General features: G+C 64.7%; 18 protein-coding genes. 8 read left to right on the top strand and 10 right to left on the bottom strand.

The genetic code is table 11. The features are described from left to right. Window positions 1-19: 19 nt before the first annotated feature. The 3 genes from AC07SZ_RS18860 to AC07SZ_RS18850 all read right to left on the bottom strand — a co-directional run bounded on the left by AC07SZ_RS18860 (window position 20) and on the right by AC07SZ_RS18850 (window position 2,790). Window positions 20-748, bottom strand: a complete 729-nt coding sequence (locus AC07SZ_RS18860; RefSeq protein ID WP_494915392.1) for a L,D-transpeptidase — start codon at window positions 746-748, stop codon at window positions 20-22. Between the two features lie 198 nt (window positions 749-946). Beyond that, on the bottom strand, window positions 947-2,383 hold the full coding sequence (gene pyk, locus AC07SZ_RS18855) for a pyruvate kinase (protein WP_056575575.1): 1,437 nt from the start codon (window positions 2,381-2,383) through the stop codon (window positions 947-949). Continuing rightward, entirely contained in the window at window positions 2,380-2,790 is a 411-nt protein-coding gene (locus AC07SZ_RS18850) for a DUF1036 domain-containing protein (RefSeq protein WP_244494134.1), read from the bottom strand. The genes pyk and AC07SZ_RS18850 overlap by 4 nt, the downstream gene beginning before the upstream one ends. 324 nt (window positions 2,791-3,114) lie before the next feature. Between AC07SZ_RS18850 and AC07SZ_RS18845 the strand changes: the two genes are divergently transcribed. The 3 genes from AC07SZ_RS18845 to AC07SZ_RS18835 all read left to right on the top strand — a co-directional run bounded on the left by AC07SZ_RS18845 (window position 3,115) and on the right by AC07SZ_RS18835 (window position 5,662). Continuing rightward, window positions 3,115-3,912 carry an N-formylglutamate amidohydrolase gene (locus tag AC07SZ_RS18845; protein WP_494915391.1) on the top strand — a complete coding sequence of 266 codons (798 nt, stop codon included), beginning with the start codon at window positions 3,115-3,117 and terminating at the stop codon, window positions 3,910-3,912. Window positions 3,913-3,923: 11 nt separating this feature from the next. After that, window positions 3,924-4,232 (top strand): DUF1244 domain-containing protein, encoded by a 309-nt coding sequence (locus AC07SZ_RS18840; protein WP_056576484.1) that lies wholly within the window; start codon window positions 3,924-3,926, stop codon window positions 4,230-4,232. 248 nt (window positions 4,233-4,480) lie between these two features. Further along, the gene (locus AC07SZ_RS18835; protein WP_494915390.1) at window positions 4,481-5,662 is read left to right on the top strand and encodes an MFS transporter; all 1,182 of its coding nucleotides are present in this window, start codon (window positions 4,481-4,483) and stop codon (window positions 5,660-5,662) included. Here the strand turns inward: AC07SZ_RS18835 and AC07SZ_RS18830 are convergent. Then, window positions 5,620-6,534, bottom strand: coding sequence for a LysR family transcriptional regulator (locus tag AC07SZ_RS18830; protein WP_494915389.1), 915 nt, complete (start codon window positions 6,532-6,534; stop codon window positions 5,620-5,622). The genes AC07SZ_RS18835 and AC07SZ_RS18830 overlap by 43 nt on opposite strands. Window positions 6,535-6,648: 114 nt before the next feature. On the opposite strand from AC07SZ_RS18830, the gene AC07SZ_RS18825 reads away from it, so the two are divergent. Both AC07SZ_RS18825 and AC07SZ_RS18820 read left to right on the top strand, forming a co-directional pair. Further along, window positions 6,649-6,858 carry a DUF680 domain-containing protein gene (locus AC07SZ_RS18825; RefSeq protein ID WP_056575563.1) on the top strand — a complete coding sequence of 70 codons (210 nt, stop codon included), beginning with the start codon at window positions 6,649-6,651 and terminating at the stop codon, window positions 6,856-6,858. A gap of 92 nt (window positions 6,859-6,950) precedes the next feature. Next, window positions 6,951-7,910, top strand: a complete 960-nt coding sequence (locus AC07SZ_RS18820) for an SDR family oxidoreductase (protein WP_494915388.1) — start codon at window positions 6,951-6,953, stop codon at window positions 7,908-7,910. 66 nt (window positions 7,911-7,976) lie between these two features. Here the strand turns inward: AC07SZ_RS18820 and AC07SZ_RS18815 are convergent, their stop codons facing one another. The 5 genes from AC07SZ_RS18815 to AC07SZ_RS18795 all read right to left on the bottom strand — a co-directional run bounded on the left by AC07SZ_RS18815 (window position 7,977) and on the right by AC07SZ_RS18795 (window position 15,943). Then, complete coding sequence (locus tag AC07SZ_RS18815) at window positions 7,977-8,135, bottom strand: DUF3309 family protein (RefSeq protein WP_065005546.1); 159 nt, start codon at window positions 8,133-8,135, stop codon at window positions 7,977-7,979. A 123-nt stretch (window positions 8,136-8,258) separates the two neighbouring features. Continuing rightward, entirely contained in the window at window positions 8,259-11,435 is a 3,177-nt protein-coding gene (locus AC07SZ_RS18810; protein ID WP_056575556.1) for an efflux RND transporter permease subunit, read from the bottom strand. 77 nt (window positions 11,436-11,512) lie between these two features. Next, entirely contained in the window at window positions 11,513-12,688 is a 1,176-nt protein-coding gene (locus AC07SZ_RS18805) for an efflux RND transporter periplasmic adaptor subunit (RefSeq protein ID WP_172371943.1), read from the bottom strand. Between the two features lie 842 nt (window positions 12,689-13,530). After that, window positions 13,531-14,661, bottom strand: a complete 1,131-nt coding sequence (locus tag AC07SZ_RS18800; protein ID WP_494915387.1) for a patatin-like phospholipase family protein — start codon at window positions 14,659-14,661, stop codon at window positions 13,531-13,533. Window positions 14,662-14,854: 193 nt separating this feature from the next. Next, window positions 14,855-15,943, bottom strand: coding sequence for a citrate synthase/methylcitrate synthase (locus AC07SZ_RS18795; protein ID WP_494915386.1), 1,089 nt, complete (start codon window positions 15,941-15,943; stop codon window positions 14,855-14,857). A 93-nt stretch (window positions 15,944-16,036) separates the two neighbouring features. Here AC07SZ_RS18795 and AC07SZ_RS18790 point away from each other — a divergent pair, with 93 nt between their 5' ends. Next, window positions 16,037-17,188, top strand: a complete 1,152-nt coding sequence (locus AC07SZ_RS18790; RefSeq protein WP_056575550.1) for a citrate synthase — start codon at window positions 16,037-16,039, stop codon at window positions 17,186-17,188. A 5-nt stretch (window positions 17,189-17,193) separates the two neighbouring features. Here AC07SZ_RS18790 and ftrA read toward each other — a convergent pair whose 3' ends face one another. After that, window positions 17,194-18,177 carry a transcriptional regulator FtrA gene (gene ftrA / locus AC07SZ_RS18785; protein WP_494915385.1) on the bottom strand — a complete coding sequence of 328 codons (984 nt, stop codon included), beginning with the start codon at window positions 18,175-18,177 and terminating at the stop codon, window positions 17,194-17,196. Window positions 18,178-18,285: 108 nt separating this feature from the next. Here ftrA and AC07SZ_RS18780 point away from each other — a divergent pair, with 108 nt between their 5' ends. Continuing rightward, entirely contained in the window at window positions 18,286-18,705 is a 420-nt protein-coding gene (locus AC07SZ_RS18780) for a rhodanese-like domain-containing protein (RefSeq protein ID WP_056575546.1), read from the top strand. After that, window positions 18,702-19,184 carry a GNAT family N-acetyltransferase gene (locus AC07SZ_RS18775; RefSeq protein WP_494915384.1) on the top strand — a complete coding sequence of 161 codons (483 nt, stop codon included), beginning with the start codon at window positions 18,702-18,704 and terminating at the stop codon, window positions 19,182-19,184. Before AC07SZ_RS18780 ends, AC07SZ_RS18775 begins: the two co-directional genes overlap by 4 nt.

Genomic DNA, 19,184 nt, shown 5'->3' with positions numbered 1-19,184 from the left:
GCTGCGCTGCACCCCGGGGCTAGATGACCAGCAGCGGTGTCTTGCCGGGGACACGCTCGTAAAGATCCATGACATCCTGGTTGAACATGCGCACGCAGCCCGATGACGCTGACTTGCCGATGGACTTCCAGTCCGGCGATCCATGAATCCGGTAGAGCGTGTCGACGCCGTCCTTGAAGATATACAGCGCGCGTGGCCCCAGTGGGTTGCTGATACCGGGCTGCATGCCCTGGCGCCATTTCTCCAGCTTCGGATCCCTGCGGATCATTGCCGATGGCGGCGTCCAGGTCGGCCATTTGCGTTTCCACTGGACGATAGCGCGGCCTTTCCAGGAATAACCCTGGCGCCCCAAGCCGACGCCATAGCGCATGGCCTTGCCGTCCTTGAGCACCCAGTAAAGGTGCTTGTCTGTCGTGTTGACCACGATCGTGCCGGGTTGTTCTCCAGTCGGATCGTCGACGATCTGCCGCAGGAACCGGCCGTCGACCTTGCTGAAGGGAATCGCCGGCAGCGAATGACCGCCATCTTCGACCGCGCTGTACATGCTGGCGTAATCGGGAGACACCCGGGCTTCAGGCGCGGCGACTTCGATCGGTGCCTTTTCAAGTGTCGGCTCAAGCGGCGCCGGATTGAGAGGACTGGCAACGCTGAGGGACTGCTTGGGAAATTGAGCACACGCCGAGATCGTGGAAACACCAATAAGCGACAGCCCGGTCAGAAGTGACCGGCGCGAGACGAGAGATGACATTCACTATACTTTCAAACGATGGGAAATGCAGACGGGCGCGGGGCGACTGTTAGCGCCGCTTCACCGCGTTTTGTAGAGGCGATCACGACAACCCTGTGTCGAGACAAAGGCCGGGATCATTGTCCGTGCCTTTGTTGTATTATGGCCACAGGAGATGAGCACGAAACCCGCGATACGCTTCCGCCTGGAAAGAACGGGTTAGCGACTGCTTTGCACGTCCGAGCCGACATAGGCGATGCGCAGCATGTTGGTCGAGCCGGGCGTCCTCAGCGGCACACCGGCCGTGATGATGACGCGGTCGCCGGGCTTGCCGAACTCTTCTTCCAGCGCAATGCGGCAGGCGCGATTGACCATGTCGTCGAGATCGGTGGCATCGGGTGAGACCACGCAGTGCGTGCCCCACAAAAGCGACAACCGCCGCGCTGTATTGAGGATCGGCGACAGCGCGATGATCGGCACCTGGGGACGCTCGCGGGCGGCACGCAGGCCGGTGGTGCCGGATGCGGTGTAGGTGATGATGGCGGACAGTTTCAGCGTTTCGGCGATTTCACGGGCGGCCAGCGAAATGGCGTCGGCGCCGGTCGCTTCCGGCTCGGAGCGCTGCGCGTTGATGATGCCGGCATAGGTCGGATCGGTTTCGACCTTGGTGGCGATGCGGTTCATCATCGCCACCGCTTCAACCGGATAGGCACCCGCCGCCGATTCCGCCGACAGCATGATGGCGTCGGCGCCCTCGAACACGGCGATCGAAACATCCGACACTTCGGCGCGGGTCGGCACCGGTGCGGTGATCATCGATTCCAGCATCTGCGTGGCGACCACCACCGGCTTGCCGGCGCGGCGCGCGGCGCGCGTGATCTGCTTCTGGATGCCGGGCACGGCTTCGAGCGGCATCTCGACGCCGAGATCGCCGCGGGCGACCATCAGCGCGTCGGACAATTCGATGATCTCGGCCAGCCGGGCAACGGCCTGCGGCTTTTCGATCTTGGCCATGATCAGCGCCCGGCCGCGCGCGATCTTGCGCGCTTCGGCCAGATCCTCGGGGCGCTGCACGAAGGACAGCGCGATCCAGTCGACGCCCGTGGCCAGCACCGCGTCGAGGTCCTTGCGGTCCTTCTCGGTCAGCGCGCCGACCGGTAGGTCGGTGTCGGGCAGGCTGACGCCCTTCTTGTCGGAAATCGTGGTGCCTGCGACGACGGTGCAGACGATCGACTTGCCATCGCTCTTCACCGCCTTCAGCTCGAGCTTGCCATCATCGATCAAAAGACGGTGACCGGCTTCGACCGAACTCAGGATTTCCGGATGCGGCAGGTAGACCCTGGTCGACGTGCCGGGCTCGGGATTGTCGTCGAGCGTGAAGGTTTGGCCCGGTGTCAGCACTTCCTTGCCATTGGCGAACTTGCCGACGCGCAGCTTGGGGCCTTGCAGGTCGGCGAGGATACCGATCGGCCGGCCAACCTGCTCCTCGACGGCCCGGATGCGTCCGACCAGCGTGCGCATCAGTTCGTGATCGGTATGGCTCATATTGATGCGGAATACATCGGCGCCCGCTTCGAACAGCTTCTTCAGCATCTCCTCGGAGGAGGAGGCCGGACCGATTGTGGCTAGGATCTTGACCTTGCGGCTGCGTCTCATTGACTGTTGGTTCCCGGGGCGGCTGGAGCGCCTCCCGTTGCGGGCTCATCGGTCAGCTGGACCATCCAGCTTGCCTGTTCGCCCGTGTCATATTCCTGAAATCCGGCGCGCTGGAAGCCCCGGGCGACGCAGTCGTTCACGCCGGCGATCTTGAACTCTTTTTCAGCCACGCACATGTTGATCGGGCCGTCCCAGCGTCCACCGCGCTCGGCGTCTTCTGCATAAAGATAGTAAAACCTTGATGACAGCGGCCCTTCGATCAACGTCTTGCAGCTCGATCCTTCAATGTGCCACCAGCCTTCGGTGATCCAGCCGGCCTTGGCGCGATACCCGATGCCGACGCCGACCAGGTTCTGCGTGGCGTTGCAGACGCGGAAATCGGCGCGCGCCGGCGAGGCCATGACCATCGCCGACACCCCAACGGTCAGGATCAGGAGCGGCACGGCAAAGACAGAGCGCATGCGCTGCCTGCCGGCGGAACCCATCCCAATACCCCTCAAGAACCACATCAGCATCTCTCTGCGCCCCTTTTCGGAAAAGTCCGGGCGCATGTCAACGCGCCGTTTTGACCAATTCCAATCGATTTAGGAAGGCTCCCGGCGCACTATCCGTCGCCCCTTGCCAGATTTCAGCGGAAACCTTGGCCAAACAACGGCATTGCGCACGCGTCGTCTTCGTGGAATGACGATAGCACCCTCCCCGGAAGCCAGCGAACAGACCATTTCCCGCCAATGACCCGATCCACAGTTTTCGCGCCTTTCGATATCGTCGAGGGCGACCGCAAGCGAGGCATCGTGCTTTTGGCCGATCATGCCCGCCGCGACCTGCCCGAGGACTATGGCAGCCTTGGCCTGCCGGCGGCCGAATTCGACCGCCACATCGCTTACGATATCGGCGTCGAAACGGTGACGCGCGAACTTGCCGCCTTGCTCGGCGTGCCTGCGCTGATCGCCAACTTTTCACGGCTCTTGATCGACCCCAATCGTGGCGAGGACGATCCGACGCTCATTCGCCAGCTCTATGACGGCACTGTCGTGCCGGCAAACTATCCGCTCGCGCCCGAGGAGCGCGAAAGGCGGCTCGATCGCTTCTACAGGCCCTATCACGACGCCGTCGGCGCCATGATCGCTTCGGTCGCGCAGGCTTCCGGCCAGGCGCCCTTCATCTTCTCGGTGCATTCCTTCACCCCGGTCATGCAGGGCAGTCAGAGGCCATGGCATGTCGGCATCCTCTGGGATCGGGACGACCGGGTGGCGCGACCGCTGATCGACATGCTTGCCGAAGACAAGAACCTCGTCGTCGGTGACAATGAGCCCTATGACGGCGCGCTGCGTGGCGACACCATGTTCAAGCATGCCATCATCAATGGCTATGCCCACGCATTGATCGAGATCCGCCAGGACCTGATTTCAGACCAGAAGGGCGCGATCGCGTGGGCCGGGCGCCTGGCGCCGATCGTTGACGCCATCGACCGCCGTCCCGATATACATGTCGTGAAAATGTTCGGCTCGCGCACCGGGCCGCTGTGACGGAGGTTTCGATGACCAAACTCAGCGACGAGCAGAAGCGCGACTTCGAGGCCGCTGCCTTTCGCCGGCTGGTCCAGCATCTCAGGGAACGCAATGACGTGCAGAACATCGACCTGATGAACCTCGCCGGCTTCTGCCGCAACTGCCTCTCGAACTGGTATCGCGAAGCCGCCAATGCCGAGGGTGTCGATCTCTCCAAGGACCAGTCGCGCGAGATCGTCTACGGCATGCCTTATGCCGAGTGGCAAGCGCTCAACCAGACCGAAGCGTCGGACGCCAAGAAAGCCGAATTCGAGGCCAGGCGGCCGAAGGATCATTAGCGAGCCCGATACGGCGAGCGGCCTCCGGCCACTCGCATCCGGCGCCTGTGTAGACCAAACCTCCGCGGCTTCGCCCGTGGATGACGAAGGGAAGAGCGTTTCGGCTCATCTCCAAGGTGTCAGCCCGCCATCAGCGATGCCGGTCCCATTCGCCCTTTGGTCCAAGCACTTCCTCGAGCGCGGTGCTTGACTGCGAATTGAATCGATCTAATTTGCCGCGCAAAGCCATTTTCGACCGGATTCGCCTTATGAACGCATCGAACGCCGTGCAGACTGCCATTCGCGGGCGATGGGCCGTGGCCGCCATTTTCCTTGCCAATGGCTTCCTGACCGGCAGTTGGGCGCCGCAGATTCCGGTGTTCCTGACCCGGCTGGACATTTCGAAATTCACGCTCGGCCTGCTGATCCTTTTGTTCGGCGCCGGCGCGGTCACCGCCATGACCTGGTGCGGCCACCTGATCTCGAAGCATGGCTCGCGCACCGTGCTGCGCTGGTTCGGCCTTTGCGGCAGCCTCGGCCTGCTGGTCGTGGCGCTGGCGCCCAACGTGCCGCTGGCGGCCCTCGCCATGTTCATTTTCGGTGGCTCGATCGGCGGCATGGATGTCGCCATGAATGCCAATGCGGTGGTGGTGGAGCGAAAAATGTCCCGCGCCATCATGTCGTCTTCGCACGGCTTCTGGAGTCTCGGCGGTTTCGCCGGCGGCGGTCTCGGCGGCTTCGCCATCCAGCACTATGGCCACCTCGCTCATGCCGCGGTCGTGACCGTGCTTGCCTTTGTGGCGATCGCGATGGCGGTCGGCTATCTCGTTGCCGAGGACAGGCCACAGGCGGCCGAGCATCATAAATTCACGCTGCCGGCAAACCCGCTGGTCTACCTGATCGGCCTGATGGCCCTGCTGACAATGATCTCCGAGGGCGCGGTGCTCGATTGGGCGGCGCTGTATCTCAGACAGGAACTCGGCGCCGACCTTGCCGTCGCCGGTCTTGCCTATGCCGCCTTTTCCGGCGTCATGGCGATCATGCGCTTCTTCGGCGATGGCGTGCGCAACCGCTTCGGCGCGGTGACGACGCTGCGCGGCTCGGCTGTCGTCGCCGCCGCCGGCATGCTGATCGCTGGCCTGTCGCCCTCACCCTGGCTCGCCATCGCGGCCTTCGCGCTGTGCGGCTTCGGCATCGCCAATATGGTGCCGATCATCTTTTCGGCCGGCGGCAACCAGGAAGGCATGTCATCGGGCACCGGCATGAGCGTCGTCACCACCATGGGCTATTCCGGCATTCTGGTGGCTCCGTCCGCGATCGGCTTCGTCGCCGAGCATTCCAGCTTCGGGCCGATCTTCATCGCCATGTCGGTGCTGCTGATCGTCGTCTTGTTGATGGCGGGCCTCGCTCACCGCGCCGAATTCGCTCCCGATACGGCACCCGCCGAATAGCGTTTGAGTTCCTCGTGGAGAAAGTCGGCCACGCGGCGGATGCGCACGCTGCCGCGCACATCGCGATGCATGGCCAGCCACACCGGCAAGCTTGGCAGCGGCAGGCCGGGAAGCACCTTCTCCACCAGCGGATCGCGGTCGGCCAGCGGCTCCTGGCCGAGGCCGACACCATTCCCCGCCCGTACCGCCTCCCACAGGACGATCTGGTTGTCGGCCCTGAAGCGAAAACTGCTCCGGGTGACCGGGATACCGGATTGCGTGAAGCCTCGGATCATCTCGTCGCTGCGATCGAAGCCGATCAGGGCATGGTTGACGAGATCGGCCGGCCCGAGCGGGCGGCCGCGCCGGTCGAGATAGGAAATGGCCGCGCAGGCGCAGAGCGGGATATCGCAGACCTTGCGCGCCACCAGTTCGTTCTGCGCCGGCTTGACCATGCGGATGGCGATATCGGCATCCCGGCGCAGCAGGTTCTCGACCTGGTTCGAGGCAACGATCTCGACCTCGATGCCGGGCTCCTCCATGCCGAGCCGCGCCATCATGTCGGGCAGCACATAGGCCGCCACCACCTCGCTGGCGGCAATGCGCACCGTGCCTTCGATGGCCTCGACCGAACCCAGCGCCAGCCGTGAAAACGCACTCGCCTGCTCGCTGACGGCCTTGCCGCGTTCGAACAGCGTGGCGCCAGCTTCGGTCAGCGCGTAGCCGCTCCGCCCACGCCGGAACAGCGTGACACCGAGCGCCTGCTCCAACTCCCCGATGTGACGGCCCAGCGTCGGCTGGCTGGCCGACAGTTTTCGCGCGGCGGCCGACAGGCTGCCGGTTTCCGCGACCGTGACGAAGCTCTTGATCAGGTTCCAATCGATATCTGCCATTCAATAATGAATATCAAAACTGCATACATGGTCAATTTTAATTCATTCGTGAAGCAATCATATTCGCCCTGCAAACACCAATACGGACTGCAACACCAACCAAGGAGAATTCAAATGACCAAGATCGCACTCACCGCCACCGCCCTCCTCATCGCCGCCGGCGCGGCTTTTGCCGGCAGCGACAAGTTCGGCTCTAACGCCACCAACCAGCCCGCCGCCACCGGCGTCGACAGCACGATCACCACGTCGATCGCGAAGTCCGGGGCCGCTGATCAGCAACCGGTCGTCCAGGGCGCCGACCGCAACCTCTTCGGCAACCGCTGAAGGGCGGTTCTCGAACGATCCTGAAAGCGGCGGGCTCGCCCCGTCGCTTCAAAGCAAACCCTGTCGCTTCAGAGCAAACAAGGAGACGAACAATGACCAAGATCGCAATTCTCGGCGCCAATGGCCGGCTCGGCCGTGTGGTTGCCAAAGCCTTCATCGACGCCGGCTTCGACGTCCGCACCGTCACACGCACCGGCAAGGTACCGGCTGAGATCGAAGGCGCCACGGCGGTTGCCGGCGATGCGCTGGACCGCCAATCGCTGATCCGTGCCACCGAAGGCGTCGATATCATCTTCAACGGCCTCAACCCGATCTATACCGACTGGGGCAAATGCCTGCCGATGGCCGAGAACGTCATGGCCGCCTGCCATGCCAACAACGCGCTGCATCTGTTCCCCGGCACCGTCTACAATTACGGCTCGCCGATGCCGGCGGTGATCACGGAAGACACGCCATTCCACCCGACGACCGAGAAGGGCCGCATCCGCTGCGCCATGGAGGATCTGTTCCGCCGCGAGGCCGATGCCGGCCGGGTGCGCACCATTGTGCTGCGCGCCGGCGACTTCTTCGGCGGCACCGGCAGCGGCTCCTGGTTCGATCTGGTCGTCGCAGCCAAGATCAACAAGGGCGCCTACACCGCGCCCGGTCCGGCCGACCTAGTGCATGAATGGGCCTACCTGCCGGATTTCGCTGTTGGCTTCGTCGCGCTGGCGAGCAATCTCGACAAGCTCGGCTCCTACGAGGCGCTGAACTTTCCCGGCCACGCCGTCACCGATATCGAGATCAAGGCCGCTGCCGAGAAGGCGCTCGGCCGGTCGCTCAAGATGACCTCGATGCCCTGGTGGGTGCTGCGCGCCGGCAGCCCGTTCGTGGCGATGTGGCGCGAGATCGTCTCGATGTCCTACCTGCGCTTCGAGCCGCACCAACTGGCCTCGACACGGCTGGAAGGCATCATCGGCGAAATCCCGCATACGCCGCTCGATCAGGCGGTCGCCCAAGCCCTCGAGGACATCGGCACCGCCACCGTGGCGGGCACGTCGAAAGCGGCCTGAGCCAGTCGGCGGCCATGCCGTCCTTCTCTCACGCTGAAAGGCATCTCGACGAACCGAAAAGGCGGCTCAGAGCCGCCCCATCAGCAGCAACACCAGAACCACCACCAGCACCACGCCGATAATGCCCGACGGTCCATAACCCCAGGAGCGCGAGTGCGGCCAGGCCGGCACCGCGCCGATGAGGACAAGGATCAGGACGACGACGACAACGGTGCTGATCGGCATGAGGAATTCCCCGCATTTGACGCTCTGCTGCGAGACGATGCCTTGCATCGCTCTTGGGGGGACAATGCAAAAGGCCGCCCGGTTGTTCCGGGCGGCCTTTGCCGGTCAGGTCGGAAAGCCTGCCTATTCGGCGGCTTTCGGGAAGGCAATCGCGGGTTCCGCCCCGGCATCCGCCGTCGGCGCGTCCGACGAGATCTCGCCCTTGCCGCGCCGGAACAGCCGGCTGATCAAGCCGCGCCGTGCGCCGGGTTTGACCTTGGCGCGGGTGAACACCATCAGCATCGACGGCGTCACCACCAGCGTCAGCACCGTGGCGAAGGACAGGCCGAAGACAATCGCCGACGACAGCGAAATCCACCATTGCGTCGACGGCGCGTTGATCGTCGTCTCGTGATGGAAGATTTCCAGGCCAAGGCCGAAGGCGATCGGCAGCACGCCGAGGATGGCCGACACCGCCGTAAGCACCACCGGTCGCGCGCGCTCGCGGCAGGTCTGCAGCACGGCGTCCATCTTGTCCCAGCCTTCTTCACGCAGCCGGTCATAGGTGTCGATCAGCACGATGTTGTTGTTCACCACCACGCCGGCGAGCGCGATGACGCCGATGCCCGACATGACGATACCGAACGTCTCGCCTGTTATCAGCAGCCCGAGGAATACGCCGATCGTCGCCATGACCACGCAGGACAACACCAGCCAGACGCTGGTGAACTTGTTGAACTGCGCCAGCAGCACCAGGAAGATCAGGAAGATCGCGGCACCGAAGGCCTTGCTGAGGAAGGCGCTGGCTTCCGCGCTGTCCTCGTTCGAGCCGGCCAGCTTCCAGCGGATGCCGCTGCCGAGGTTCATGTCGGTGACGGCCTGGGTTACCTCCTGCTGCACGGCGGCGACCTGGGCGCCGGCGGCGACGTTGGCCTGCACCACCACGGTGCGGGCGCCGTCGATGCGGTTGAGGATACCGACGCTGGGCTTTGCCTTGCGGACGACGAAGTTCGAGATCGGCACCGAACCTTGCGCGGTCTGCACCCTGAGCTCGTCGAGCGTCGACAGCGTGCGCCGGTCCTCCGGCAAGCGCAGCCGGATGTCGACCGCCTTGTCGGCGCCGGCAGGCCGGTATTCCGACAACTTCAAGCCGTTGGTGACGAGCTGCACCACCGTTCCAACCGAGGTCGGACTGATGCCGTATTGGGCAGCCTTGGCACGGTCGACCTCGAGAGCCCAGTCGACGCCGGGGGGCGGCAGGCCATCGGAGATGTCGATGACGCCGGGCACCTTGGCGATCCGCGCCGCCACCGCACGCGCCTTGTCGTCAAGGCCGGCCGGGTCGATGGCCGAAAGCCTGATCTGGATTGGCTTGCCGGTCGGCGGGCCGGCTTCCGGCACGCGGACCTCGACGTCGACACCGGGAATGCCGGCCATCACGCCGCGCAGATCGTTCAGGATCTGGTTCGCCGATTTGCGTTCGCGCCAGTCGATGAATTCGTACTGGATGACGCCGACCACATCTTCCGGGACGTCCTGGCCGCCGCCCTGCGTCTTGCCGACGCGGGTGTAGACCGATTTGATGCCGGGCCAGCCAACCAGCCTGTTTTCGGCGATCTTGGTCGCCGTATCCATTTCGGCCAGCGAAAGATTGCCGCGGGCATGCACGTAGAGCAGGCCGTAATCCGGTTCGACACTCGGGAAGAACTCGACGCCGGCGCCATACTTCGAATACCCGACGAAGATGCCGGCCAGCAGGACGACGGTGAGCACCATCACGGTGATGGGAAAGCGCACCGCTTGCTTCACGACAGCCATGTACCAGCCATCGCGATTGTCATCCGCGTGATGGTCCGGCGCCTTGGCGAAGATCGCTCCCAGCGTCGGAGCGAAGACCAGCGCGTAGAGCATCGACGCCGACAGCGTGACGATCAGCGTGATCGGCATGTACTTCATGAAATCGCCGATGATGCCCGGCCAGAAGAGCAACGGCGAGAAGGCGGCGATGCGCGTCATCGTCGCCGCGATGACCGGACCGGCCATGCGCTTGGCGGCCAGCGCGAAGGCTTCCTGCTTCGGCATGCCTTCGCTCATCCGCCGTTCGGCGAATTCCGTGACGATAATGGCATCGTCGACCAGCATGCCGACGGCCAGGATGAGGCTGAACAGCACGATCATGTTGATCGTGTAGCCCATCATCGCGAGCAGCAGGATGCCGATCAGGAAGGACGACGGGATGGCGAGGCCAATGAGCAGCGAGGCACGGCCGGACAGCGCGTAGAGGATGACGATGAACACCAGGATGACGGCGATCATCACGTGGTTCTGCAGGTCTCCCAGCAGCTGATTGACGAAGACCGACTTGTCCTGCGTGTAGGTGACGTGCATCCCCTCGGGCATCGTCTTGACGAAGGCGTCGGACACCGCCCTCACCTTGGTGAGCGTGTCGATCAGATTGGCGCCGATGCGCTTCTTCACCTCGATGGCGATCGCGGGCTTGCCGTTGAGCCGCGTGATCGTGTCGGCATCGGCGAAGGTCGAACGGATCGTCGCGATATCCTTGGCCTGCACCACCGCATTGGGACCGGCGACCACCGGCAGCGCCGCCACATCCTCGGGCGTCTCGATCAGCGAGGGCACCTTGACGGCGTATTTGCCCTGCGACCCTTCGATGTTGCCGGCGGCGACCAGGCTGTTGGAGGCGCCCACAGCCCCGATCAGTTGCTCGAGTTGCAAGCCGTAGGACGACAGCTTCATCGGATCGATGACGACTTCGACGAGATCGTCGCGTGAGCCCTGCAGCGAGCCTTCCAGAACGCCGGGCACCTCTTCGATGCGGTCGCGCAACTCGCGTGCGGCGGCGGCCAGCACACGTTCGGGCAATTCGCCCGACAGCGTGACGACGAGCACCGGAAATTCGGAAATGTTGACTTCGGTGACGACCGGCTCCTCGGCCGCCTGCGGCAGGTCGGCCTTGCCGTCCTGCACCTTGGAGCGTGTGTCCTGCAGCGCCGTCGCCAAATTGGTCTGCGGCTGGAACTCGACCAGCACGTAGCCACCGCCCTGGAAGGCTGCCGAGCGCATTTCCTTGAGGCCCTTCAGGCTTTTCAGCTTGCTTTCCATCGGCCGCAACAGGAGGCGCTCGGAATCCTCCGGCGAAATACCTTGATAGATCAGGCTGACATACATCATCGGAATCGGAACATCCGGTTCCGCCTCCTTCGGCGTCGACTGATAGGCGACCCAGCCCGCGATCAGCAGGAAGACCAGGACCGAGATGGTCAGGCGGGCATTGTTGATTGCGAGTCTGACGATATCCATGACTTGTGCCTGCGGTTGCTTTCGGAAGTGGCCAACGGACGTCTGTCGCCGGAAGGTCCGGCGGCGTCGCCGCTTCGCTACTGCGTGCCGGCGGTGGCCTCGCCGATCAGCTTGTTGATGGTCGCCTGGTCGGCCTCGACCGGATTGACCTCATCGCCTTCCTTCACCAGTTCCTGGCCGGCAACGATGATGCGCGCATCGGCCGGGATTCCGCCAAGCACCAGACCGGTCGGCGTGTCGTCGACCAGGTCGATCGGGAAGAACGCCACCTTGTTGTCCTTGCCGACGGCGCGGATGCCCAGATCGCCCTTGTCGCCCAGCGTCACCACCGAGCGCGGCAGCAGAACCGCGTCGGTAGGCAACGCGCTGAGCTGGATTTCCGCCGTCATGCCGGCCGGCACGGAGCCGTCGGCATTGGGGATGGCGATCTCGACACGGAAGGTGCGGGTCGCCGACGAGGCGTCGCGGCTGATGTAGCGCACGGTGCCTTCGACGGTCTGGCCGCTGACCAGCCGCACTTTGGCCTTGTCGCCGATCTTGAGATAGCCGAGGTCGCGCTCGCTGATCTCGCCGCGCGCGATCACCGGATCGAGCTTGAGGATGGTCGCAACCTCGGCGCCCTGCATGACGGAGCTGCCGAGTTCCACCGGTACCCGGTCGATAACGCCGTCGAACGGCGCCTTGACTTCGTTGCGGTCAAGTTCAGCCTGCGCGGTGTCCAACAGGGACTGCGCCTGGGTCAGGTTGGAGCGGGCGGTGTCGAGCTGCAGCTTGGGCAAATTGCCGGTCTTGGCGAGCCGCTCCGCGGCATCGAGCTCGGCCTTGCGCTGCGCCAGCAACTGCTTGGCGTTATCGACATTGGAGATCTTCTCTTCCGCCGCGAGCATCAGCACCAGATCACCCGTCTTGACGTGCTGGCCCTGGCTGACCGGCAGCTTGTCGATGACGCCGCCGACACGGGTTGCCAGCACCGCGCGCTTGTCGGCCTCGGTCAGGCCTGAAATGCGGATGGCCCGCGCATAGGTCTTGCGCGGCGGCGTCACCACCGCGACGGTGCGCAACGGCGCTTTCGGTTCGGCTTCCGCAGTCTTCGGCTTGCTCGCGTCCGGTGCCTTGCCCTGCTCGGCTTCGGCTGCCTTGGCCTTGTTCGCCGCTACGCTGCCGACCGACGAGAATTCGCCTGTCGCCATCCACGCCGCGAAACCGATGAGCACAACAATGGCTGCAAGCTTGTGAAACCTGATTTTAGGCATCGTCGTTTTTTCCGTTGCGGGTTCGGCCAGCGCCGCGCCTCCATGACGCGGGCGCGTCGCCGATATGGGTGCGCGCCTGACCGTGTTCAAATTGCCGTGATCGGCGTGCGCGCTTCTACATCAAAGTTGCACCGCAATATAGTCCGAAAGTTGCAGCAGCGTTGCGTGACGGGACAAGATGTGGCCGCCGCGAAACTGTTGTTGATCCGCTAAAATACAAGTTCAGCGGGCTTGCGGACGGCTCACGATCTCTCCCTCATGACCAAACCCGAACGATCGGTCTGCCATTGCCGACAGGCAGCGCGACGTCCCCTCAATAACGCGACCGCCACGCGCAGATTCCTGGAACTGGACGCGAAATTTAGACCGACAAGCCCGATCGTTTTCAGTTAGCGAACGACACTCTCCGCCTCGGAGAGCTTGTGCAACGCATTGGAACTGCTGGCGAAATGGCTGAAACCCAATCAGGCCGGGATCGCCCGGGGTCGGTTTCGTTGCCACGGAAGCTGGCGTCGGCAACCTCGATGTGCCCTGTTCGGGAACATCCGGGATCGGCGGAACCTACCGGCTCGCGACCGGACAGCGGACGTGGCGCGACCGGGGAAATCCGAACTGTCTTCCCTGTCATTCGCCGGAGCGGCGCCCATCGTTCGGCTCATGGGTTCGGCGACACCGCGCTGCACCGTCGGCACCTGGGTGGCAACAGGCGTCAGCATGATGAAGCATCCTTCACACGCGAAGGTTGTCGCCTTGCCGGACCGGGCGAAGGGCGCGGGGTCGACCAAGACGTCAGCGCGGTCTCCGGAAATCGGAGTGGCGCTCAGGGCGCAGGCCCGGCGAGTTCAAGCACGGCGGCGCTCGGCTTCCGGGTTCTTGCGCACGGCGAGGAATTCCTTGACCCGACGGCCGGGTGCGGGACCGCGCACCGGCTTGAAGCCGTCGTCGAGTTCACCCGAGAGGTCGAGTGTGGCATGGCTGCCGACAGCGTCGTAGTTCTCCTCCAGCCAGTCGCTGGCAGCGGTGCGGCCGAGATCGCGCAGATAGGTCAGGAACGCCCATTCGGCATTGACCTTCGATGACGCCGACAAGTCCTTGAACGCCTCGTCGGCATCGATGCGGTGCATGCGGATATCGCGGTATTCGCCATGCGGCAGGCGGCCGGCGGCGATCAGTTCCTTGACGAAGGCGATCGAGCGGAATTCGCGCAACAGCCCCGCGTTGAAGGTGATCTCGTCGATGCGGTTCTGGATCTCGTTGGCACTCCTCGGTGTTCCCTCGCGCACCACGGGGTTGATCTGCACCAGGAGCACATCCTCGGTCGCCGCTGTCTTGAAGAACGGATAGAGCGCCGGATTTCCGCCATAGCCGCCATCCCAATAAGGCACGCCCTTGATCTCGACCGCACGGAACAATTGCGGCAGGCAGGCCGAGGCCATCACAGTGTCGAGGTCGATCTCGCCATCCGAAAAGACGCGCAACTGCCCGGTCTCGACATTGGTGGCGGAGATGAACAGTTCCATCGACTTGCAGGCGCGGACATTCTTGAAGTCGATCTCCTGCGCGACCACGTCGCGCAGCGGATTGAGGCCAAGCGGGTTGGCGAGATAGGGCGAGAACACCCGCGACATCGTATCGAAGAAGACATAGCCCGGCGTGTTCTCGATCGACCAGTTACCCCAGGCGACGTCCCACGGCATGCGCTGGACCGGGCTGAACCGGCCCTTCGCCGCGACGGCGTGCCAGAAATCATCGAGCTTCCTGCGCGCGCCCTCGACCCCGCCGCGCACATATCCGTCGGCCAGCGCCACCGCGTTCATGGCGCCGGCGCTGGTACCGGAAACGGCCGATATTTCCAGCCTGCCGTCCTCCAGCAGGCGGTCGAGCACCCCCCAGGAAAAGGCGCCGTGCGAGCCGCCTCCCTGAAGGGCTATATTGATCTTCTTCCTGTCCTCCGCCTTGGCGTTCTTCGTCATGGCGTTCCTGTCATCCTGATGCGTCAACCTGCCCCACCGTCAATGGAAAGAGCAGCGCTATCGCTTTATGTTGCAGTGCAACATATAAGGATGGACCGTGGCAAGACACGAACACGGTCGCGTGATCACATGAAATTTCGCTTGTGCCAAAAGCCCCTCCGCTTCGACGCGGCGAGGCCGTGCCTCTGATGGACTATGCGACGAGGTCCGGCACCGGGCCGACATAGCGCGATTGCGGACGGATCAGCCGCCCGGTTGTCTGCTGCTCGCGCGCATGCGCGATCCAGCCGGCAACACGGCCCGCGGCGAAGACATTGCTGAAAGCCCGCGGCGGGAAACCCGCCGCTTCCAGCACCAGCGCTGTATAGAACTCGACATTGGTCTGCAGCGAGCGCTGCGGTTTGGCGATCCGCAGCACCTCGAGCGCGGTCTGCTCGACCGTCTCGGCGAAAGCCAGCCGGCGGCCGGTTTCGCCTTCGCCGCCAAGCTGCCGCACCACGGCCTTGAGCACATCGGCACGCGGATCGCGCACGCGGTAGATGCGGTGGCCGAAACCCATGATGCGCTTGCCATGCGCGATCTCGTCGCGCAGCCAACCGGCCGCGTCGCCATGCGCCTCGATCGCATCCAGCATCTCGATCACCGGTCCGGGCGCGCCGCCATGCAGCGGTCCCTTGAGCGCGCCGAGCCCGGCCAGCACCGACGAGGTCAGGCCGGCCAGTGTCGAGGCGACGACACGGGTGGCGAAGGTGGAGGCATTCAGGCCGTGGTCGCAGACGGTCACCAGATAGGTGTCGAGCGCTTTTGCCAATGCCGGCGATGCCGCGACGCCATTGAGCATCCTCAGCATGTCGGCGGCATGATCGGCCTTGCCGTCCGGGGCGACCGGCTGCTCGCCGCGCTGCAGGCGCAACAAGGCCGGCGTCAGCACGGCGGGCGCCGCGATCAGCCGCAAGGCGTCCGCCAGCGTCTCGCCATCCGGCAGCAGAGCCATGCCGGCGCGCATGGCGCTGTAGATTTCGAGCGGCGCCAGCAAGGGCAGCGAGGGCAGGAGCTGCTCGAACACCTCGACGCGGGCCTCGCCCAGTCTCGCCATCAGTTCGGCATCGCCAGGCAGATCGTCGAAGAAACCATCCAGCAGCAGGCGCACCACTTGCGGGTAGCTCCATCGTCCGGCCAGCTCCGGCAGCGAATAGCCACGGATCGTCAGCCGGCCACCCAGCCCATCCACATCGGACAGCACGGTTTCGGCCGCCACCACATCATCGAGCCCATTCGCCATGGCCTTGTCTCCTTGAAGCTTTTCCACATGGGAGATAAGGGTAGGCCGGATCGTCATCAATCTTGATCAATAGAATCAATATCAGGGCTCGCCATGTCCGAATGGTTGTCGCGGGAAGAGGCACTGGAAAGGCTGCGGGTGAGGCCGCAGACGCTCTACGCCTATGTCAGCCGCGGTCGCATTGGCATGCGCCCGGACCGCGCTGACCCACGCCGCAGCGAATATCGCGCCGACGACATCGCCGCGCTGGCAACGCGGAGGGCACGCGGGCGCAGCCCCTCCGCCATCGCCGAAAGCGCCATCGCCTGGGGCGAGCCGTCGATCGCAACGGCGATCTCGACCGTCTGGCACGGCCATCTCATCTATCGGGGCCGGGACGCCGTTGCGCTGTCCGACCATGCGACGCTGGAAGAAACCGCCGCTGTGCTTTGGGCCCTGCCTGAACCGGTCCGCTTCGAGGCGCCGCCGCCAGATGCGCCGCGCCAGTTCGGCCGAGGCCCGGCCTTCGCGCAACTTGCCTTGCTTGCCGGCCAGGCGCGGCCTTCGCTTGGACGCAGCGCCGCCTCGCTATGCGCCGACGCGGCGCGCGCGATCGGCGTGCTGGCCGGCGCCCTCGGGGCCGAGGCGGGGCCGGAGCCGGTGCATCGGCGACTGGCGCGGGGCTGGTCGGTCGGCAAAGACGGGGCGGAAGCGATCCGGCGCGCCCTCGTGCTGCTCGCCGATCACGAACTCAATGCATCGACCTTCGCCGCTCGCGTCGCCGCCTCCACGGGAGCCTCACCCGCCGCTTGCCTGCTGGCGGGACTGACGACGCTGTCGGGCCCGCGGCACGGCGGCGCCGGCGAGGCGGTGATGCACCTCGCCGAAGATGCGGCACGGCACGGCGCCGATGCAACGATCCGGCGCTGGCTCGGCCATGACCGGCCATTGCCGGGTTTCGGCCATCAGCTCTACCCCGAAGGCGATCCCCGGGCCGCGGCGCTTCTGGCCGCCATCGGCAACACAGACGAGACATTGCGGTCGCTGGAAGCCGCCGCCATTGCCGCCACCGGCGCTCCGGCGAATATCGATTTTGCCCTCGCCGTGCTGACGCGCGGCCTGGGCTTGCCGCGCGATGCGCCGTTCCACCTGTTCGCGCTCGGACGCAGCGTCGGCTGGGCCGCGCATATGGTCGAACAGATCGTGAGCGGCAGCATCATCCGCCCGCGCGGCCGCTATGAGGGATTGCTGCCCGGACAGCTGTGAGGCCGTCAGGCTGGGTTGGCACTGGTTCCGAACCGCGCCCGGTAAGTGGCGGGCGTCGTTGCGAATTGCTGGCGGAAATGATGCCGCAACGTCGCCGCCGCGCCAAATCCGGCGGTCTCGGCAATCCGCTCGATCGGCATGGCGGTTTCTTCCAGCAATGTGCGCGCCCGCGATAGCCGTTCCGAAAGCAGCCAGCGCGCCGGCGTGACACCGGTAGCGGCCGCGAACCGGCGCAAGAATGTCCGCTCGCTCATTCCGGCCAGATTGGCGAGGGTGGCTATGGGATAGTCGGCGGAAATATCCGCGCGCATCCTGTCGATCAACGGTCCGAGCCGGCTGCGTTCATGAGGCTCGGGAACCAAGCTCTCGACATATTGCGCCTGGCCGCCGTCGCGATGCGGCGGCACGACCAGGCGTCGCGCCACCATGTTGGCGGCCTTGGTGCCGAAGTCGCGCCGGACCAGATGCAGGCACAGGTCGATGCCCGCCGCGCTGCCGGCCGATGTCAGCACATTCCCCTCATCGATGTACAAAACGTCCGGAACCACGGTGATGTCGGGATACATCTCCCTCAGTTTCTCGCTGTAGCGCCAATGCGTGGTCGCCTTCTTGCCCGACAGCAGGCCGGCCGCGGCGAGCACGAAGACGCCCGAGCAGATGGACAGGATGCGTGCCCCCCGCTCATTGGCCGCCCGAAGCGCCTCGACCAGCGAGGGCGGCACCGGACACTCCACACCGCGCCACCCCGGCACGATCACCGTGCCGGCCTCGCCGATCAGATCGGGCCCGCCATCGGCGACGACACGCACGCCGCCCATCGCGCGCATTTCGCCGGCATCGATGCCGGCGACGGCAAACCGATACCAATCCGCGCCCATCTCCGGCCTGGGCAAGGCGAACATCTCGGCCGCCACGCCGAACTCGAACGTGCACAGCCCGTCATAGGCGACGGCAACGACCAGTGGATTGGCGAGAGGCGGATTTGGCATGATCTTGACGATATATGGCAAAGCTGCCAGCTGCAATCGTCTGGCCCGGTGCGCTACCTCGGTTCCATCAGAGATGGAGACCGGCTCCATCTGAGATGGAGACCCTTGATGAGCTACGTGACAGACATTCCGGCGGCATCGCCGGAGATTGCCCGCGACCATTTCCTGCGTCGGCTTTCGGTCGAAACCGACTGTTCCGACGTCGCCGCGACACTGCGCGCCGGCGAGCCGGACTTTGTCCTTCTGCATGTGGTCGGTTCGCCGCAAGCCTATGAGCGCCGCCATGTGCCGGGCGCGCTCCACCTGCCGCACCGCGAGATCTCGGCCGACCGAATGGCGAAATGGCCGGCAGGCACGCTGTTCGTCGTCTATTGCGCCGGGCCGCATTGCAATGGCGCGGATCGGGCGGCCTTCAAATTGGCCAGCCTCGGCCTGCCGGTGAAGGTCATGATCGGTGGCATGACAGGCTGGCAGGATGAAGAGCTTCCTTTCGCCTCCGGCAAGGCGCCTGGCACTCCGAGGGCATGACCGCAACGCCGAGCCCAGCGCGCAAAGCGGTCGTCCGTCCGTTCGAGCGGCGGGATGTCGGCGCGGTGCTCGCCCTTATGCGGGCGCTCGCCGTCTTCGAGGGCTATGACGACGAATTCCGGGTCACCGAGGCCGACATCGTCGACCATGGGCTGGGGCCATCGCCCCGCTTCGGCGTGTTCGTGGCGGAGGTCGACGGCGTAGTCGTCGGCATCGCCGTCCATTATCTCATCCCCTGGACCTACGATCTGAAGCCAGTCGTGGTGCTCAAGGAACTCTACGTGGCTGAGGCGGCGCGCGGCAGGTCGGTCGGCCGCGCCCTTGTCGAGCGGCTCCGAGACCATGCCACCAGCATCGGTGCATCCGCCATCAAGTGGACGGTGCTGCACTCCAACATGCCGGCCAAGGCTTTTTACCGCTCGCTTGACGGGCGGGCCGACGACACCTGGGAATTGTGGAAGCTGACCATCGACGGATAA

The sequence above is a fragment of the Mesorhizobium sp. GW821-FHT07A06 genome (genome assembly GCF_059419085.1).
Note: the sequence above shows the minus strand (reverse complement) of the source record. Positions and strands in the feature narration are given on the sequence as shown.

Excerpts from the sequence above, each read along its gene's own strand:
- AC07SZ_RS18835 (WP_494915390.1), top strand. The coding sequence starts at position 4,481 with ATGAACGCATCGAACGCCGTGCAGACTGCCATTCGCGGGCGATGGGCC.
- AC07SZ_RS18850 (WP_244494134.1), bottom strand. The coding sequence starts at position 2,790 with ATGGTCATGGCCTCGCCGGCGCGCGCCGATTTCCGCGTCTGCAACGCC.
- pyk (WP_056575575.1), bottom strand. The coding sequence starts at position 2,383 with ATGAGACGCAGCCGCAAGGTCAAGATCCTAGCCACAATCGGTCCGGCC.
- AC07SZ_RS18810 (WP_056575556.1), bottom strand. The coding sequence starts at position 11,435 with ATGGATATCGTCAGACTCGCAATCAACAATGCCCGCCTGACCATCTCG.
- AC07SZ_RS18800 (WP_494915387.1), bottom strand. The coding sequence starts at position 14,661 with ATGACGAAGAACGCCAAGGCGGAGGACAGGAAGAAGATCAATATAGCC.
- ftrA (WP_494915385.1), bottom strand. The coding sequence starts at position 18,177 with ATGCCAAATCCGCCTCTCGCCAATCCACTGGTCGTTGCCGTCGCCTAT.
- AC07SZ_RS18840 (WP_056576484.1), top strand. The coding sequence starts at position 3,924 with ATGACCAAACTCAGCGACGAGCAGAAGCGCGACTTCGAGGCCGCTGCC.
- AC07SZ_RS18795 (WP_494915386.1), bottom strand. The coding sequence starts at position 15,943 with ATGGCGAATGGGCTCGATGATGTGGTGGCGGCCGAAACCGTGCTGTCC.
- AC07SZ_RS18780 (WP_056575546.1), top strand. The coding sequence starts at position 18,286 with ATGAGCTACGTGACAGACATTCCGGCGGCATCGCCGGAGATTGCCCGC.
- AC07SZ_RS18845 (WP_494915391.1), top strand. The coding sequence starts at position 3,115 with ATGACCCGATCCACAGTTTTCGCGCCTTTCGATATCGTCGAGGGCGAC.
- AC07SZ_RS18790 (WP_056575550.1), top strand. The coding sequence starts at position 16,037 with ATGTCCGAATGGTTGTCGCGGGAAGAGGCACTGGAAAGGCTGCGGGTG.
- AC07SZ_RS18860 (WP_494915392.1), bottom strand. The coding sequence starts at position 748 with ATGTCATCTCTCGTCTCGCGCCGGTCACTTCTGACCGGGCTGTCGCTT.
- AC07SZ_RS18825 (WP_056575563.1), top strand. The coding sequence starts at position 6,649 with ATGACCAAGATCGCACTCACCGCCACCGCCCTCCTCATCGCCGCCGGC.
- AC07SZ_RS18830 (WP_494915389.1), bottom strand. The coding sequence starts at position 6,534 with ATGGCAGATATCGATTGGAACCTGATCAAGAGCTTCGTCACGGTCGCG.
- AC07SZ_RS18805 (WP_172371943.1), bottom strand. The coding sequence starts at position 12,688 with ATGCCTAAAATCAGGTTTCACAAGCTTGCAGCCATTGTTGTGCTCATC.
- AC07SZ_RS18815 (WP_065005546.1), bottom strand. The coding sequence starts at position 8,135 with ATGCCGATCAGCACCGTTGTCGTCGTCGTCCTGATCCTTGTCCTCATC.
- AC07SZ_RS18775 (WP_494915384.1), top strand. The coding sequence starts at position 18,702 with ATGACCGCAACGCCGAGCCCAGCGCGCAAAGCGGTCGTCCGTCCGTTC.
- AC07SZ_RS18820 (WP_494915388.1), top strand. The coding sequence starts at position 6,951 with ATGACCAAGATCGCAATTCTCGGCGCCAATGGCCGGCTCGGCCGTGTG.